The organism is Variovorax sp. GW821-FHT09A10, from assembly GCF_059418385.1.
The window spans coordinates 142689-157929 of record NZ_JBWKPT010000003.1 but is presented as its reverse complement, the minus strand read 5'-3'; the positions used below and the strand labels follow the sequence as shown (position 1 = coordinate 157929).

The window sequence follows — 15241 nt, the reverse complement described above, 5'->3', positions numbered from 1 at the left end:
AGCGAAGCACCTGTTTTTGCTCAAGAATAAGGCGGTCAGGGAAACAAGAAAAAGGTTCTGTCTTATGAGTGAAGCTGTGGGCGGCAAGGAAGAAGTCAGTGCGCTTGCCAGGGGGTTGTCGCTGCTGAAGGTCATCGGGATGTCAGCGGCACCCGTCGGAAACCGGGAATTGGCCGACACCACCGGCATCCCGAAGGCCACGGTGTCGCGCCTCACGGCGACGTTGGTAGGGGCGGGGTTTCTGCGGCAGTCGCAGGACAGCGAGCGCTTCAGCCTGGGGCCGGTGCTGCTCGACATGAGCAGCCGCTACCTGCGCAATTTCGACCTGAGGTCGCTGGCGCGTCCCCATCTCGGCAACCTGGCGGAACTGTCGGGCGCCAGCATCCACATGGCGGTGCGCGACGATCTGGACATGCTGGTCATCGATTCGCTGCGTCCGCGCTCGGCGCTCATCAGCTCCCGCATCGACGTCGGCTCGCGCATGTCGATCGCCACCTCCGCCTCCGGCCGCGCCTACATCGGCGCCTTGCCCTCGGTCGAGCAGTCGGCCCTGCTGGAGCAGATCCGGCTCGAAACCGGCGAGAACTGGCACGCCATCGAGCCGCGCCTCATCGCCAGCCTGGAAGAGTACGCCCGCCTGGGCTACTGCACCTCCTTCGGCGAATGGAACCCCCAGATCCACGCCCTGGGCTTCGCGCTCGAAGGCCCGCGCGGCGAACGCTACGGCGTGAGCTGCGGCGGCCCCGCGTACCTGCTGCCAAGGGAGACCATGCTGAGCCGCGTAGCCCCTCGCATGCTGGAAATCGCCCATCGCATCTCTACAGAGGCAGGCACCCTCACCCTGGACTGAACGAGGCCGCGCCAAAGGCGCAGGCCCTTTCGGGAGGCGCCGCGGAACCGGCTCTGCCGGGCCGCAGGCGTCGCCCCCGGAAGGGGGTTGGCGAAGCGACACGAAGTGCGCGAAGCCTGGGGGTGAGCCCTATACAGCGGCCTCGAGGCCGTTGAGGAAGTGCTCGCGCATGCGCGCCATCGCCGTGGCGGCATCGCGCGCCTCGATGGCCGCCATCACCGCGCGGTGCTCCGCCAGCGACTCGCCAATGCGCCCCGCCTTCAGCAGCGAGTTGTGGCGATTGAGCTTCATCACCTTGCGCAGGTCGGCCACCATCTGGTCGCGCCACTTGTTGTTGGCAATGGCCAGCAGGCTCATGTGGAAGCGCTCGTTCACCGCAAAGAAGTGCTCGCGGTCTTCCTTGCCGGGGGCGGCGGCGGCTTCCAGCTCGGCGTGCAGCGCCTTCAGCTCGGCGCGCTGGTCGTCGGTGGCGCGCTCGGCCACCACGCCGGCGGCGTCGCTCTCGAGCAGCGAGAGCAGGTGATACACATCGGCCAGGTCCTGCTCCGACACCTCGGTGACGTAGGCGCCGCGGCGCACCTTCATCGTCACCAGCCCTTCGGCGGCCAGCACCTTCAGCGCCTCGCGCAGGGGCGTGCGGCTGATGCCGTATTCCTCGGCCAGCTTGAGTTCGTCGATCCAGCTGCCGGGCTCCAGCTCGCGGCGGAAGATCCGTTGGCGCAGGAGCTCGGCCACCTCTTCATAGAGGGCGCGGGGGGTCAGGGTGACGGCGGACATGGGCTGCACTGTACTTCAAAAAATGCGTTTGAATTAATAATTACGGATGGGTTAGACTTGTGAACGGCTTGCAAATCCGTGCAAGCGACCTTGCGAATCCCGTCAGACCACCGCCTGGAGCGGCGCCTTCCATGAGCAGCAGCACACCCGAACCCACCTACAAGCCGGCCGATCTCGACGCCTGGGCCAAGTCCGCCGCCAAATCGGCGCCCGGCGGCGACGTGAATGCGCTGAACTGGATCACGCCCGACGGCATCAGCGTGAAGCCGCTGTACACCGCGGCCGACCTGCAAGGCCTGAAGTACACCGACACGCTGCCCGGCTTCGAGCCCTACCTGCGCGGCCCGCAGGCCACCATGTACGCGGTGCGCCCCTGGACCATCCGCCAGTACGCCGGCTTCTCCACGGCCGAAGAATCGAACGCGTTCTACCGCAAGGCGCTGGCCGCCGGCGGCCAGGGCGTGAGCGTGGCCTTCGACCTGGCCACCCACCGCGGCTACGACAGCGACCATCCGCGCGTGACCGGCGACGTCGGCAAGGCCGGCGTGGCGATCGACTCGGTCGAGGACATGAAGATCCTGTTCGACCAGATCCCGCTCGACAAGGTGAGTGTCTCGATGACGATGAACGGTGCCGTGCTGCCGGTGCTGGCGGGCTACGTGGTCGCGGCCGAAGAGCAGGGCGTGGCGCAAGACCAACTGAGCGGAACCATCCAGAACGACATCCTCAAGGAGTTCATGGTCCGCAACACGTACATCTTTCCGCCGGCGCCGAGCATGCGGATCATTGGCGACATCATCGAGTACACGGCGCAGAAGATGCCGAAGTTCAACTCGATCTCGATCAGCGGCTATCACATGCAGGAAGCCGGCGCCAACCAGGCGCTGGAGCTCGCGTTCACGCTGGCCGACGGCAAGGAATACGTGAAGACTGCGCTGGCCAAGGGCCTGGACGTCGACGGCTTTGCCGGGCGCCTGAGCTTCTTCTGGGCCATCGGCATGAACTTCTACCTGGAAGTGGCCAAGATGCGCGCGGCGCGTCTGCTGTGGTGCCGCATCATGAAGGAGTTCAACCCCAAGAACCCCAAGAGCCTGATGCTGCGCACGCACTGCCAGACCTCGGGCTGGTCGCTCACCGAGCAGGACCCGTACAACAACGTGGTGCGCACCACCATCGAGGCGATGGCCGCGGTGTTCGGCGGCACGCAGTCGCTGCACACCAACGCGCTCGACGAAGCCATTGCGCTGCCCACCGAGTTCAGCTCGCGCATCGCGCGCAACACGCAGCTCATCATCCAGGAAGAGACGCACATCACGAACGTGATCGACCCCTGGGCCGGCAGCTACATGATGGAGAAGCTCACGCAGGACATGGCCGACGCCGCCTGGACCATCATCGAAGAAGTCGAGGCCATGGGTGGCATGACCAAGGCCGTGGACAGCGGCTGGGCCAAGCTCAAGATCGAAGCCGCCGCCGCCGAGAAGCAGGCGCGCATCGACTCGGGCAAGGACGTGATCGTCGGCGTCAACAAGTACAAGCTCAAGAGCGAAGACGCGATCGACAGCCTGTCGATCGACAACGTGAAGGTGCGCGATCAGCAGGTGGCGCGTCTGCAGAGCATCCGCGCCTCGCGCGACAACGCCAAGGTGCAGGCCGCGCTCGACGCGCTCACCGACGCCGCCGAGAACAACACCGGCAACCTGCTGGCGCTGAGCATCGACGCGGTGCGTGCGCGCGCCACCGTCGGCGAGATTTCCGATGCCCTCGAAAAGTCCTTCGGCCGCCATCGCGCCGACACGCAAAAGGTGACCGGTGTGTACGCTGCCGCCTATGACTCGGCCGAAGGCTGGGAAGCGCTCAAGACCGAGATCAACAACTTCGCCGAGGCGCAAGGCCGTCGCCCGCGCGTGATGATTTCCAAGCTCGGCCAGGATGGGCACGACCGTGGCGCGAAGGTGGTGGCCACGGCGTTCGCCGACCTGGGCTTCGACGTCGACATGGGCCCGCTGTTCCAGACGCCCGAAGAATGCGCGCGGCAAGCGATTGAAAACGACGTGCACGCCGTGGGCGTGAGCACGCTCGCCGCCGGCCACAAGACGCTGGTGCCAGCCATCATCGAAGAGTTGCGCAAGCAGGGCGCGGACGACATCATCGTCTTCGTCGGCGGCGTGATTCCGCGCCAGGACTACGACTTCCTCTACGAAGCCGGCGTCAAGGGCATCTACGGCCCGGGCACGCCCATCCCGGCCAGCGCCAAGGACGTGCTGGAGCAGATCCGCGCGGCCGTCGCAGTCTGAGACGAAGCGACGTGGGCGATCTCTTGTCGCGGCTGTCGCTGCAGCCCGTGGATTCCAGCGATTTCGAAGACATGCTGGCCGTGCGCATCGATGCGATGCGCCCGAGCCTGGAGCGTGTCGGCCGCTTTGACCTCACGCGTTCGCGCGAGCGCCTGTCGGCCGGTTTCGTGGTCCCGTACATGCACCACATCGTGCTCGACGGTGAGCAGCGCCTGGGCTTCATCACGCTCAAGCCCGAGGACGCGGATGCGCTGCGCCTCGATCACCTGTACCTGCGCACCGGCTTCCAGGGACGCGGCATCGGCGAATGGGCGCTGCGTTGGGCCAAGGCGCAGGCGCGCGAACAGCAGCTGGACATCAAGCTCACCGCGCTCGTGAAGAGCGACGCCAACCGCTTCTACCAGCGGCACGGCTTCGTGCTCGAAGGCGAGGAGGGCGTCGACCTGCACTACCGCTGGCGCGTGGCGTCGGAGGCCGCGTGCTGAACACCGTCGGCGCGCTCGAACGCGCGCTCGCCGATGCGCCGGGCATGGCGCAGCGGCGTGCCATCGCCAAGGCGATCACGCTGCTCGAATCGACGCGCGCCGACCACCGCGCGCAGGCCGACGAGTTGCTCACGGCGCTGCTGCCGCGCACCGGCGAGTCATTTCGCCTGGGCATCTCGGGTGTGCCCGGCGTGGGCAAGTCGACCTTCATCGAAACGCTGGGCCTGCTGCTGATCGGCAAGGGCCACCGCGTGGCCGTGCTCACCATCGACCCCTCGTCCACCGTGTCGGGCGGCTCCATCCTGGGCGACAAGACGCGCATGGAGCGCCTGTCGGTGCACGAGCGCGCCTACATCCGGCCCAGCCCCTCGAGCGGCACGCTCGGCGGCGTGGCCGAGAAGACGCGCGAGGCCATGCTGGTCTGCGAGGCCGCGGGCTACGACATCGTGATCGTCGAGACCGTGGGCGTGGGCCAGAGCGAAACCGCCGTGGCCGGCATGACCGACATGTTCGTGCTGCTGCAGCTGCCCAACGCGGGCGACGACCTGCAGGCGATCAAGAAGGGCGTGATGGAGCTGGCCGACCTGGTCGCCATCAACAAGGCCGACATCGACCGCGACGCCGCCACGCGCGCGCAGGCCCAGATCACCTCGGCACTGCGCCTGTTCGGCCACCAGGGCAACCCCGACCACGCGCACGCCGTGCACGACGCCCACAGCGGCGTGGAGCGCCGCTTCTGGCTGCCCAAGGTGCTGCAGCTCAGCGCGCTCGCCGGCACCGGTGTCGACGCCTTCTGGGACGCCGTGCTCGAATTCAAGACGCTGCAGACCGCCAACGGCAAGCTCGCGAAGCGCCGCGAAAAACAGGCGACCGCGTGGATGTGGGAACGCATCGACGCCGGACTCAAGCAGGCGTTTCGCCAGCACGCGCAGGTGCGCGAGCTGCTGCCGCAACTCACGCAGCAGGTGGCGCAGGGCAGCCTGCCGGCCTCGACGGCGGCGCGCCAACTGCTCGCCGCGGCCGCCATCACCGCCCGGGTGTGACACCCCGGCCCCCACAAGACTCTCCCAGCAATCCAGAACCACAGCTTCGGAAGCACACCATGCAAGAACTGATCGAACAACTCGAAAAGAAGCGCGCCCAGGCGCGACTCGGCGGCGGGCAGAAGCGCATCGACGCGCAGCACGCCAAGGGCAAGCTCACGGCGCGCGAGCGCATCGAGCTGCTGCTCGACGACGGCACGTTTGAAGAGTGGGACATGTTCGTCGAGCACCGCTCGGTCGACTTCGGCATGGCCGAGCAGAAGATCCCCGGCGACGGCGTGGTCACGGGCTACGGCATGATCAACGGCCGCCTCGTGTTCGTGTTCAGCCAGGACTTCACGGTCTTCGGCGGCGCGCTCAGCGAAGCCCATGCCGAGAAGATCTGCAAGGTGATGGACCAGGCCATGAAGGTCGGCGCACCGGTCATCGGCCTGAACGACTCGGGCGGCGCGCGCATCCAGGAAGGCGTGGCGTCGCTGGGCGGCTATGCCGACGTGTTCCAGCGCAACGTGATGGCCTCGGGCGTGGTGCCGCAGATCAGCATGATCATGGGCCCCTGCGCCGGCGGCGCCGTGTACTCGCCCGCCATGACCGACTTCATCTTCATGGTGAAGGACAGCAGCTACATGTTCGTCACCGGCCCCGAGGTGGTGAAGACCGTGACGCACGAGAGCGTCACGGCCGAGGAACTGGGCGGCGCCATCACCCACACCACGCGCAGCGGCGTGGCCGACATGGCGTTCGAGAACGACGTCGAGGCGCTGATGATGCTGCGCCGCCTGTACAACTACCTGCCGCTGAACAACCGCGAGAAGCCGCCGGTGCGCCTGGGCAATGACGGCCAGGGCGACCCGGCCGACCGGCCCGACTACTCGCTGGACACGCTGGTGCCCGACAACCCGAACAAGCCCTACGACATCAAGGAACTGATCCTGAAGGTGGTGGACGACGGCGACTTCTTCGAGCTGCAGCCCGACTACGCGAAGAACATCGTGATCGGCTTCGCGCGCATGGAAGGCCAGACGGTCGGCATCGTGGCCAACCAGCCGCTGGTGCTGGCAGGTTGCCTGGACATCAAGAGCAGCATCAAGGCCGCGCGCTTCGTGCGCTTTTGCGATGCCTTCAACATCCCCGTCATCACCTTCGTCGACGTGCCCGGCTTCATGCCCGGCACCGGCCAGGAGTACGGCGGCATCATCAAGCACGGCGCCAAGCTGCTGTACGCGTACGCGGAGTGCACGGTGCCCAAGATCACCGTCATCACGCGCAAGGCCTACGGCGGTGCGTACGACGTGATGGCCTCCAAGCACCTGCGCGGCGACGTCAACCTGGCCTGGCCGCGCGCCGAGATCGCGGTGATGGGTGCCAAGGGCGCGGTGGAAATCATCTTCCGCGAAGACAAGAACAACCCCGAGAAGCTCGCGGCCCGCGAAGCCGAATACAAGGCCCGCTTCGCCAACCCGTACGTGGCCAGCGCGCGCGGCTACATCGACGACGTGATCCTGCCGCACGAGACGCGCAAGCGCATCTGCCGCTCGCTCGTGATGCTGCGCGAGAAAAAGCTCGAGAACCCGTGGCGCAAGCACGGCAACATTCCGCTCTGAGCCAGAACACCATGCAGGCACCAAAGACAACGGCACAACTGGACACCCAACTCGCCTCGCTTGAGGCGGACGCGAAGTATGTGCTGACCGGAGTTGAGCTCGCTCTCGCGCTCTCAGCGATTCGAGAGCTAGAGCACCTGCGTCCGCAGATGATCGTCAAGGAAGAGGCTGAGTTGATAAGGCAAAACCTCACAGTTGCTAGCACCGCGCTCGGAAGCGCGAAGAAATTCAAGATCTAGGCACGCCATGTTCAAAAAAATCCTGATCGCCAACCGTGGCGAAATCGCCTGCCGCGTCATCCAGACCGCGAAGAAGATGGGCATCCTCACCGTCGCCGTCTACTCCGACGCCGACAAGGAAGCCCGCCACGTCGAGCTGGCCGACGAGGCCGTGCACATCGGCGCCGCGCCCAGCCGTGAGAGCTACCTGCAGGCCGACCGCATCATCGCGGCCTGCAAGAAGACGGGCGCCGAGGCCGTGCACCCGGGCTACGGCTTCCTGTCGGAGAACGAAGCCTTTGCGCGCAAGGTCGAGGAAGAGGGCATTGCCTTCATCGGCCCGAAGCACTATTCGATCGCGGCCATGGGCGACAAGATCGCCTCGAAGAAGCTTGCGAACGAAGCCCAGGTCAACACCATCCCCGGCTGGAACGACGCCATCGAGACGGCCGAGCGCGCCGTCGAGATCGCGAAGGACATCGGCTACCCCGTGATGATCAAGGCCTCGGCTGGCGGTGGCGGCAAGGGCCTGCGCGTGGCCTTCAACGACAAGGAAGCCTTCGAGGGCTTCACTTCTTGCCGCAATGAAGCGCGCAATTCCTTCGGCGACGACCGCGTGTTCATCGAGAAGTTCGTCGAGGAGCCGCGCCACATCGAAATCCAGGTGCTGGGCGACTCGCACGGCAACGTCATCTACCTGAACGAGCGCGAGTGCTCCATCCAGCGCCGCCACCAGAAGGTGATCGAGGAGGCGCCGTCGCCCTTCATCACCGACGCCACGCGCAAGGCGATGGGCGAGCAGGCGGTGCAACTGGCCAAGGCCGTGAAGTACCAGAGCGCGGGCACGGTGGAGTTCGTGGTCGGCAAGGACCAGAGCTTCTACTTCCTGGAGATGAACACGCGCCTGCAGGTGGAGCACCCGGTGACGGAGTGCATCACCGGCCTGGACCTGGTCGAGCTGATGATCCGCGTGGCGGCCGGCGAGAAGCTGCCGCTGGCGCAGGCCGATGTGAAGCGCGACGGCTGGGCCATCGAGTGCCGCATCAACGCCGAAGACCCGTTCCGCAACTTCCTGCCGTCGACGGGCCGCCTGGTGAAGTTCCAGCCGCCGGCGGAGAGCATGTTCGCGAGCGACACCGGCCACCTGCACGGCGTGCGCGTGGACACCGGCGTGTACGACGGCGGCGAGATCCCGATGTACTACGACTCGATGATCGCCAAGCTCATCGTGCACGGCAAGGACCGCAACGAGGCCATCGCGCTCATGCGCGAGGCGCTCAACGGCTTCGTGATCCGCGGCATCAGCAGCAACATCCCGTTCCAGGCCGCGCTGCTGGCGCATCCCAAGTTCGTGGCGGGCGATTTCAACACCGGCTTCATTGCCGAGCACTACGGCAAGGGCTTCCACGCGGAAGACGTGCCGCATGCCGATCCGTCGTTTCTGGTGGCGTTGGCCGCCTTCGTCAACCGCCGCTACCGCGCGCGCGCCTCGGGCATCAGCGGACAGCTCGAAGGTCACGGTGTGAAGGTGGGCGAGCAGTTCGTGGTGGTCGAGCTGGGCCCCGAGGGCAAGCACGTGCAGCACGCGGTGTCGGTGAGCGACTTCCAGGACAAGACCGGCGCCAGCGCCGTCACGGTGGGCGACAAGCGCTACCAGATCGAGAGCGACTTCGCGCTGGGTGCGGTGCGCGTGCAGGGCACGGCCAACGGCAAGCCCTTCACGGCGCAGGTGGAGCGCGGCGCGGGCAAGAACCCGCTGGCGCTGCGCGTGTCGCACGACGGCACGCAGATCGAGACCATGGTGCTGTCGCCGCTGGGCGCGCGCCTGCTCGAGCTGATGCCCTACAAGGCACCGCCCGACCTGAGCAAGTTCCTGATGTCGCCGATGCCGGGCCTGCTGGTCGAGGTGTCGGTGCAGCCGGGACAGCAGGTCCAGGCTGGCGAGAAGCTGGCCGTGATCGAGGCCATGAAGATGGAAAACGTGCTGTTCGCCGCGCAGGATGGCGTGGTGGGCAAGATCTCGGCGGCCAAGGGCGAATCGCTCGCCGTCGACCAAATCATTCTGGAGTTCAACTGATGGGTGCCAACGACCTGCAACAAGCGGCAATCACGCTGCACCGCCCGGCCAAGGCCGTGGCGACGCCCCAGGGCCCCTGGTCCGTGGAGGCCATCCAGGCGCTGCTCGACAAGCCTTTCATGGAACTGCTGTTCGAGGCGCAGACCGTGCACCGCCGGCATTTCCCCGAGGGCGACATCGAGCTGGCCACGCTGCTGTCGGTGAAGACCGGGGGCTGCCCCGAGAACTGCGGCTACTGCCCGCAGTCGGCCGAGTTCGACACAGGCGTGAAGGCGCAAAAGCTCATGGAGGTCGACGAGGTGGTGCGCGCCGCGCAGGCCGCCAAGGACGCCGGCGCCACGCGCTTTTGCATGGGCGCCGCCTGGCGCGCGCCCAAGGACCGCGACGTCGAGAAGGTGGCGGTGCTGGTCGAGGCCGTGAAGGGCCTGGGCCTGCAGACCTGCGCCACGCTGGGCATGCTGGAGCCGCACCACGCGCAGCAGCTCAAGGCCGCCGGCCTGGACTACTACAACCACAACCTGGACACCGCGCCCGAGTACTACACCGACGTGGTCGACACGCGCACCTACCAGGACCGCCTGGACACGCTGGCGGCCGTGCGCAGCGCCGGCATCAGCGTGTGCTGCGGCGGCATCGTGGGCATGGGCGAGCAGCCGGTGCACCGCGCCGGGCTGATCGCGCAGCTCGCCAACATGGACCCGTACCCGGAGTCGGTGCCGATCAACAGCCTGGTGCGCGTGCCCGGCACGCCGCTGGCCGATTCGGAGCCGGTCGATCCCTTCGACTTCGTGCGCATGATCGCCGTGGCCCGCATCACGATGCCGACCGCGCGCGTGCGCCTGTCGGCCGGCCGCCAGCAGATGGGCGAGGCGGTGCAGGCCCTGTGCTTCATGGCCGGCGCCAACTCGATCTTCTACGGCGACAAGCTGCTGGTCACCGGCAACCCCGACGTCGACGCCGATGTGCAGCTGCTGCGCAAGCTCGGCCTGCGCTCGCACCGCACGCAGGAGCAGGCGGAAGAAGGCGGCTGCGCATGACCACGCCGCGTCCCTTCAAGGTGCTGGGCATCCAGCAGATCGCCATCGGCGGCCCCGACAAGCTGCGCCTGCAGAAGCTGTGGGTCGACATGCTCGGGCTCGAGGTGACGGGCACCTTCCGCAGCGAGCGCGAGAACGTCGACGAAGACATCTGTTCGATGGGCAGCGGCCCGTTCAAGGTCGAGGTCGACCTGATGCAACCGCTGGACCCCGAGAAGAAGCCTGCCGTGCACACCACGCCGCTGAACCACGTCGGCCTGTGGATCGACGACCTGCCCCAGGCCGTCGAATGGCTCACGGCGCAGGGCGTGCGCTTTGCGCCGGGCGGCATCCGCAAGGGCGCGGCCGGTTTCGACATCTGCTTTTTGCACCCCAAGGCCAACGACGAGTTCCCGATCTCGGGCGAGGGCGTGCTGGTCGAGATGGTGCAGGCGCCGCCCGAGGTGGTGACGGCCTTCAACGCGCTCGCCGCTACGCGCTGAGCGCCTTGCGCACCGGCGGCTTCACGTCGGCGCGCTGCGGCGGCAGCATCGGCTGGTGCTCGCGCGCCGGGTTCAAAATGATCGAGGTCGCGGTCTCGGTCAGGATGCAGAACTTGGCGAGCACCGCATCGAGGTGCGGCACGTCGATCACGGCGATCTCGAGGATCCAGCTGTCCTCGCCGGTCACGTTGTAGGCATTGACGCACTCGGGCGTCTCCTGCACCAGCTTCACCACGAGGTCGTAGTCGGCCCGACCGACACGGATGATCCCGCGGATCCCGTAGCCCAGCCGCGTGAGGTTCACGGTGGCGCGGTAGCCGGTGATGACGCCGGCGGCTTCCAGCTTTTTCACGCGCTCGGTCACGGCCGGCTGGCTCAGGTGCACGCGGCGGCCCAGCTCGGCCATGCTCAGGCGCGCGTCGGCCTGCAGTTCGGCGAGGATGCGGGTGTCGTGGGCGTCCAGCGTGGGGGTCAAGGTGAAGTCCATGGAAGTCCTTTAATTCGACGGTGCGGTGCGAGCAGAACCATGAAATTCGCATGGCTGCCGGCGGGTGGCTTTCATACCATGACGGACACCTGATACCAATAAGAGACACCCTCGCCATGTCGACACTCGCACCAACTGCGCAGGCCGCGCCTGCTTCTTCGCGCCCCCGGCTGACGCCGCTGCTGTGGCTCTGCCTGGCCGCCACCTGGGTGGTCTGGGGCTCGACCTACCTGGCCATCAAGTACGCGCTGATCAGCTTTCCGCCGTTCCTGCAGATGGGCTCGCGCTTCCTGGTCGCGGGCGTGCTGCTGGCGGCGTGGATGCGCTGGCGCGGCACGCCCTGGCCGACGCGCCTGCAGTGGCGCAATGCGCTGGTCGTCGGCGCGCTGATGCTCGGCGGCGGCATGGGTGGCACGGCCCTGGCCGAGGTGTCGATCGGCTCGGGGCTGGTGGTGGCGTTCATTGCCGTCATCCCGTTGCTGATTGCTTTGTTGAACCTGATCTGGGGCGTGAAGCCGGCGCGCCTCGAAGCAGCGGGCATTGCGCTCGGGCTCGTCGGCGTGCTGATGCTCACGCAGGGCAGCGGCTTCAAGGCCTCGCCTGAAGGGCTGGTGGCGATCTGCGTGGCTTGCATCTGCTGGTCGCTCGGCAGCGTGCTGAGCCAGCGCAAGCTGCCGCTGGCGCCCGGTGCGATGGGCTTCGCGAGCGAGATGCTGTGCGGCGGTGTGGTGCTGATGGTGCTGGCCGCGGTGTCGGGCGAAACGATGACCTGGCCGCCGCAGCCGGTGGCGCTGGGGGCGTGGGTCTACCTCGTGGTGTTCGGCTCGCTGATCGCGTTCAACGCCTACATGGTGCTGCTCGCGCAGGCGCCGGCCGGGCTGGCGGCGAGCTACACCTTCGTCAATCCGGTGATCGCCATGCTGCTGGGCGTGTGGATCGCCCAAGAGACGGTCACGCGCTTCGAGTGGTACGCGGTGGGCGTGGTGCTGGCGGGCGTGCTGCTGTTGCTCTTCAAGCGCCCGCAGAAGGGCTGATCGAACAGCTCAGGCCGGACGGCGCCAGAAGGCGAGGGTGGCGGCCAGCAGCCACATGCCGACCGCGCAGCTGCGGTTGAGCATCGTGAGGCCGCGGCGCGAGAGCCAGCGCACGGCCTGCGTGCCGGCGCCGGCATAGGCCAGCATCACGCAGGTGTCGAGCACGACGAAGATCGCGCCCAGCACCAGGTACTGCATGCCCTGGGGCTTGGCCGTGTCGATGAATTGCGGAAGGAAGGCGGCGAAGAACAGCACCGTCTTCGGGTTCGACAGCGCCACCATGAGGCTGCGCACGAGGGCGATGCGCCCGTGCGGACGGACCTCGACGGCCGACTTGGCCAGCGCCGTGCCCAGGTCGGTCGCTTCGCTGCGCCACAGCTTGATGCCGAGCCAGACCAGGTAGGCCACGCCCGCGACGCGGATCGCGTTGAAGAGCCATTCCGAGGCCGCGAGCAGCGAGCCCAGCCCGAGCGCCACGACCGCGATCAGCGAGACGCTGCCGAGCGACGCGCCCGCGATGCCCCAGCTGGCGCGGCGCATGCCGCCGTCGATGCCGTTGGACAGCGCCAGCAGCATGGTCGGGCCGGGGATCACCGCCAGGGCGAGCGAGGCGACGGCGTAGATCAGCAGGGTGTCGAGGGTCATGGTTTCGTTGCTCCTTGGCGCTGTTCGGCGGCGGCGCGAGCACGCGCCAGGGCGGCTTCGACGATGGAGCGCTTGCGCGTGTCGGCGGCCTGCGGTTCGGCGGCGGCAGGTGCGGGTTCGGCCTCACGCTTCGCTGTCTCGCGATGTTGGGCGTGCAGCTTGTAGCGCTGCAATGCGGCCTCGGCCTGTGCCTGCGACCACGCCTGCCAGCCGCTGCGGCCGGGGGTTTCAATCTCGAGCGAGATGCAGTCGACAGGGCAGACCGGAATGCACAGCTCGCAGCCCGTGCAGTGCGCCTCGATCACCGTGTGCATGCGCTTGTTGATGCCGATGATCGCGTCGGTCGGGCAGGCGTCGAGGCAGAGCGTGCAGCCGATGCACCAGGCCTCGTCGATGACCGCCATGGCGCGCGGGCCTTCGGTGCCGAACTGCGGATCGAGCGGCAGCGCGGCGCGGCCCGTGAGCAGCGCGAGGCGCTCGATGCCCTCGGCGCCGCCGGGCGGGCACTGGTTGATGTCGGCCTCGCCGTCGGCGATGGCCTGCGCATAACCCGCGCAATCGGGATAGCCGCACCGTGTGCACTGCGTTTGAGGCAGTGCGTCGTTGATGCGTGCGGCCAGCCCGTTCACGGTGGGTGATGCGCGCGGCTCAGCGCGCGGCGCTGGCGCGGGACTTCTTTGCCGCTGCGGCCGGCTTCTTGGCAGCCGGCGCGGCTTTCACGGCGACGGCCTTCTTGGCGGCGACCGGCGTCTTGCGGGCCGCGGCGGTTGCCACGGCCTTCAGCTTCTGGCCCGGCTTGATGCGGTCTTCGGCCGGCAGCTCTTCGCGCGCACCGGCGCGGCGCTGGGGCTCGTCGCTGGCGGCGATGAAGTTGCGGACCTTCGGGTAGACCAGGTCACGCCAGCGGCGGCCGCTGAAGATGCCGTAGTGGCCCGCGCCCTTGACCTCGTAGTGCTCGCGCTTGCCGTCGGCGATGCCGGTGCACAGGCTGTGCGCGGCCTGGGTCTGGCCCGAGCCGGAGATGTCGTCGAGCTCGCCTTCGACGGTGAGCAGGGCGGTGGCGTGGATGTCCTGCGGACGCACGCGCTCCACCTGGCCGGCGGGGTTCTTCACATCCCAGGTGCCGTTGACCAGGTCGAAGTCCTGGAACACGGTGCGGATGGTCTCGAGGTAGTAGTCCGCGTCCATGTCGAGGACGGCGTTGTACTCGTCGTAGAACTTGCGGTGGGCTTCGGCGCTGGCGTCGTCACCCTTGATCAGGTCCTTGAAGTAGTCGTAGTGGCTGCTGGCGTGGCGATCGGGGTTCATGGCCACGAAGCCCGTGTGCTGCAGGAAGCCCGGGTAGACCTTGCGGCCCGCGCCAGGGAAGCCTTGTGGCACGCGGTAGATCACGTTGTTCTCGAACCACTCGAAGCTCTTGTTGGTCGCGAGGTTGTTCACCGCCGTGGGCGATTTGCGCGCGTCGATCGGGCCACCCATCATGGTCATCGTGAGGGGCAGCGCTTCGCCGCGGCTGGCCATGAGCGACACGGCCGCCAGCACCGGCACGGTGGGCTGGCACACGCTCACCACGTGGCAGTTGCCGTATTCGGCCTGCAGGCGGCGGATGAACTCCTGCACGTAGTTGATGTAGTCGTCCAGGTGGAACTCACCGTCGGACAGCGGCACCAGGCGCGCGTTCTTCCAGTCGGTGATGTAGACCTTGTGGTCCTGCAGCATGGTGCGTACGGTGTCGCGCAGCAGCGTGGCGTAGTGGCCCGACAGCGGCGCCACGATCAGCACCACGGGCTGGCTCTTGAGCGTCTTGAGGATGTGCGGTTCGTCGGTGAAGCGCTTGAAGCGGCGCAGTTCGCAGAAGGGCTTGTCGAGCTCGACGGCCTCCTGGATCACGACGTCTTCGCCGTCGACCTTGACGGACTTGATGTTGAACTCGGGCTTCTCGTAGTCCTTGCCCAGCCGGTACAGCAGGTCATAGCCGGCGGCCATGCGCTGTGCCATCGGCAGTTGGCTCCAGACGGCGCCGGGGCCGTAGAGCTTGGAGGCGGCCTGGGCGAAGTCCGAAAAGGGCTCCATCAGGGAACGCTGGGCTTCGTAGAGTTGATAGAGCATCGCGGGTCTTTGAGTGGATGTTGCAGTGCAATATATCAGTGCATTTGCCGCGGCGCAGGGGGCCGAACCCTAGCCCGAAGCGGGCTGGATTCGCCT

The 15241-nt window shown here is 67.2% G+C and carries 15 protein-coding genes; 10 read left to right on the top strand and 5 right to left on the bottom strand.

Annotation, left to right across the window (positions count from 1 at the left end; all coding sequences use genetic code 11):
- Positions 1-64: 64 nt before the first annotated feature.
- Entirely contained in the window at positions 65-850 is a 786-nt protein-coding gene (locus tag AC07Q9_RS14085) for an IclR family transcriptional regulator (protein WP_495310162.1), read from the top strand.
- A gap of 129 nt (positions 851-979) precedes the next feature.
- On the opposite strand, the gene AC07Q9_RS14080 is transcribed toward AC07Q9_RS14085, so the two are convergent.
- Positions 980-1627: a GntR family transcriptional regulator gene (locus AC07Q9_RS14080; RefSeq protein WP_369629171.1), complete on the bottom strand. Its 648-nt coding sequence runs from the start codon at positions 1625-1627 to the stop codon at positions 980-982.
- A gap of 131 nt (positions 1628-1758) precedes the next feature.
- Between AC07Q9_RS14080 and scpA the strand changes: the two genes are divergently transcribed.
- From scpA to AC07Q9_RS14040, 8 genes are read left to right on the top strand one after another with little or no spacing between them, the layout of a single operon-like run.
- Positions 1759-3924, top strand: a complete 2166-nt coding sequence (scpA, locus tag AC07Q9_RS14075; RefSeq protein ID WP_495310160.1) for a methylmalonyl-CoA mutase — start codon at positions 1759-1761, stop codon at positions 3922-3924.
- Between the two features lie 11 nt (positions 3925-3935).
- The gene (locus tag AC07Q9_RS14070; RefSeq protein ID WP_139704974.1) at positions 3936-4409 is read left to right on the top strand and encodes a GNAT family N-acetyltransferase; all 474 of its coding nucleotides are present in this window, start codon (positions 3936-3938) and stop codon (positions 4407-4409) included.
- Complete coding sequence (meaB, locus tag AC07Q9_RS14065; RefSeq protein WP_495310157.1) at positions 4403-5452, top strand: methylmalonyl Co-A mutase-associated GTPase MeaB; 1050 nt, start codon at positions 4403-4405, stop codon at positions 5450-5452. The genes AC07Q9_RS14070 and meaB overlap by 7 nt, the downstream gene beginning before the upstream one ends.
- A 59-nt stretch (positions 5453-5511) precedes the next feature.
- Positions 5512-7056: an acyl-CoA carboxylase subunit beta gene (locus AC07Q9_RS14060; RefSeq protein ID WP_099790205.1), complete on the top strand. Its 1545-nt coding sequence runs from the start codon at positions 5512-5514 to the stop codon at positions 7054-7056.
- Between the two features lie 11 nt (positions 7057-7067).
- Entirely contained in the window at positions 7068-7295 is a 228-nt protein-coding gene (locus tag AC07Q9_RS14055) for a hypothetical protein (protein ID WP_495310155.1), read from the top strand.
- A 7-nt stretch (positions 7296-7302) separates the two neighbouring features.
- Complete coding sequence (gene accC, locus AC07Q9_RS14050) at positions 7303-9351, top strand: acetyl-CoA carboxylase biotin carboxylase subunit (RefSeq protein WP_495310153.1); 2049 nt, start codon at positions 7303-7305, stop codon at positions 9349-9351.
- Positions 9351-10388 carry a biotin synthase BioB gene (gene bioB / locus AC07Q9_RS14045; protein ID WP_062473215.1) on the top strand — a complete coding sequence of 346 codons (1038 nt, stop codon included), beginning with the start codon at positions 9351-9353 and terminating at the stop codon, positions 10386-10388. The genes accC and bioB overlap by 1 nt, the downstream gene beginning before the upstream one ends.
- Positions 10385-10870, top strand: a complete 486-nt coding sequence (locus AC07Q9_RS14040) for a VOC family protein (RefSeq protein ID WP_495310152.1) — start codon at positions 10385-10387, stop codon at positions 10868-10870. Before bioB ends, AC07Q9_RS14040 begins: the two co-directional genes overlap by 4 nt.
- Here AC07Q9_RS14040 and AC07Q9_RS14035 read toward each other — a convergent pair.
- Positions 10860-11357: an Lrp/AsnC family transcriptional regulator gene (locus AC07Q9_RS14035; RefSeq protein WP_062473217.1), complete on the bottom strand. Its 498-nt coding sequence runs from the start codon at positions 11355-11357 to the stop codon at positions 10860-10862. The two genes, AC07Q9_RS14040 and AC07Q9_RS14035, sit on opposite strands and share 11 nt — an antisense overlap.
- Positions 11358-11473: 116 nt before the next feature.
- On the opposite strand from AC07Q9_RS14035, the gene yedA reads away from it, so the two are divergent.
- Positions 11474-12391, top strand: a complete 918-nt coding sequence (gene yedA / locus AC07Q9_RS14030; protein WP_495310151.1) for a drug/metabolite exporter YedA — start codon at positions 11474-11476, stop codon at positions 12389-12391.
- A gap of 9 nt (positions 12392-12400) precedes the next feature.
- Here yedA and AC07Q9_RS14025 read toward each other — a convergent pair whose 3' ends face one another.
- The 3 genes from AC07Q9_RS14025 to AC07Q9_RS14015 are packed head-to-tail and all read right to left on the bottom strand — an operon-like array spanning position 12401 to position 15145.
- Complete coding sequence (locus AC07Q9_RS14025; RefSeq protein WP_495310149.1) at positions 12401-13036, bottom strand: LysE family translocator; 636 nt, start codon at positions 13034-13036, stop codon at positions 12401-12403.
- Positions 13033-13665: an RnfABCDGE type electron transport complex subunit B gene (locus AC07Q9_RS14020; protein WP_495310148.1), complete on the bottom strand. Its 633-nt coding sequence runs from the start codon at positions 13663-13665 to the stop codon at positions 13033-13035. Before AC07Q9_RS14020 ends, AC07Q9_RS14025 begins: the two co-directional genes overlap by 4 nt.
- 19 nt (positions 13666-13684) lie before the next feature.
- The gene (locus AC07Q9_RS14015; RefSeq protein ID WP_495310147.1) at positions 13685-15145 is read right to left on the bottom strand and encodes a polyhydroxyalkanoate depolymerase; all 1461 of its coding nucleotides are present in this window, start codon (positions 15143-15145) and stop codon (positions 13685-13687) included.
- Positions 15146-15241: the final 96 nt, after the last annotated feature.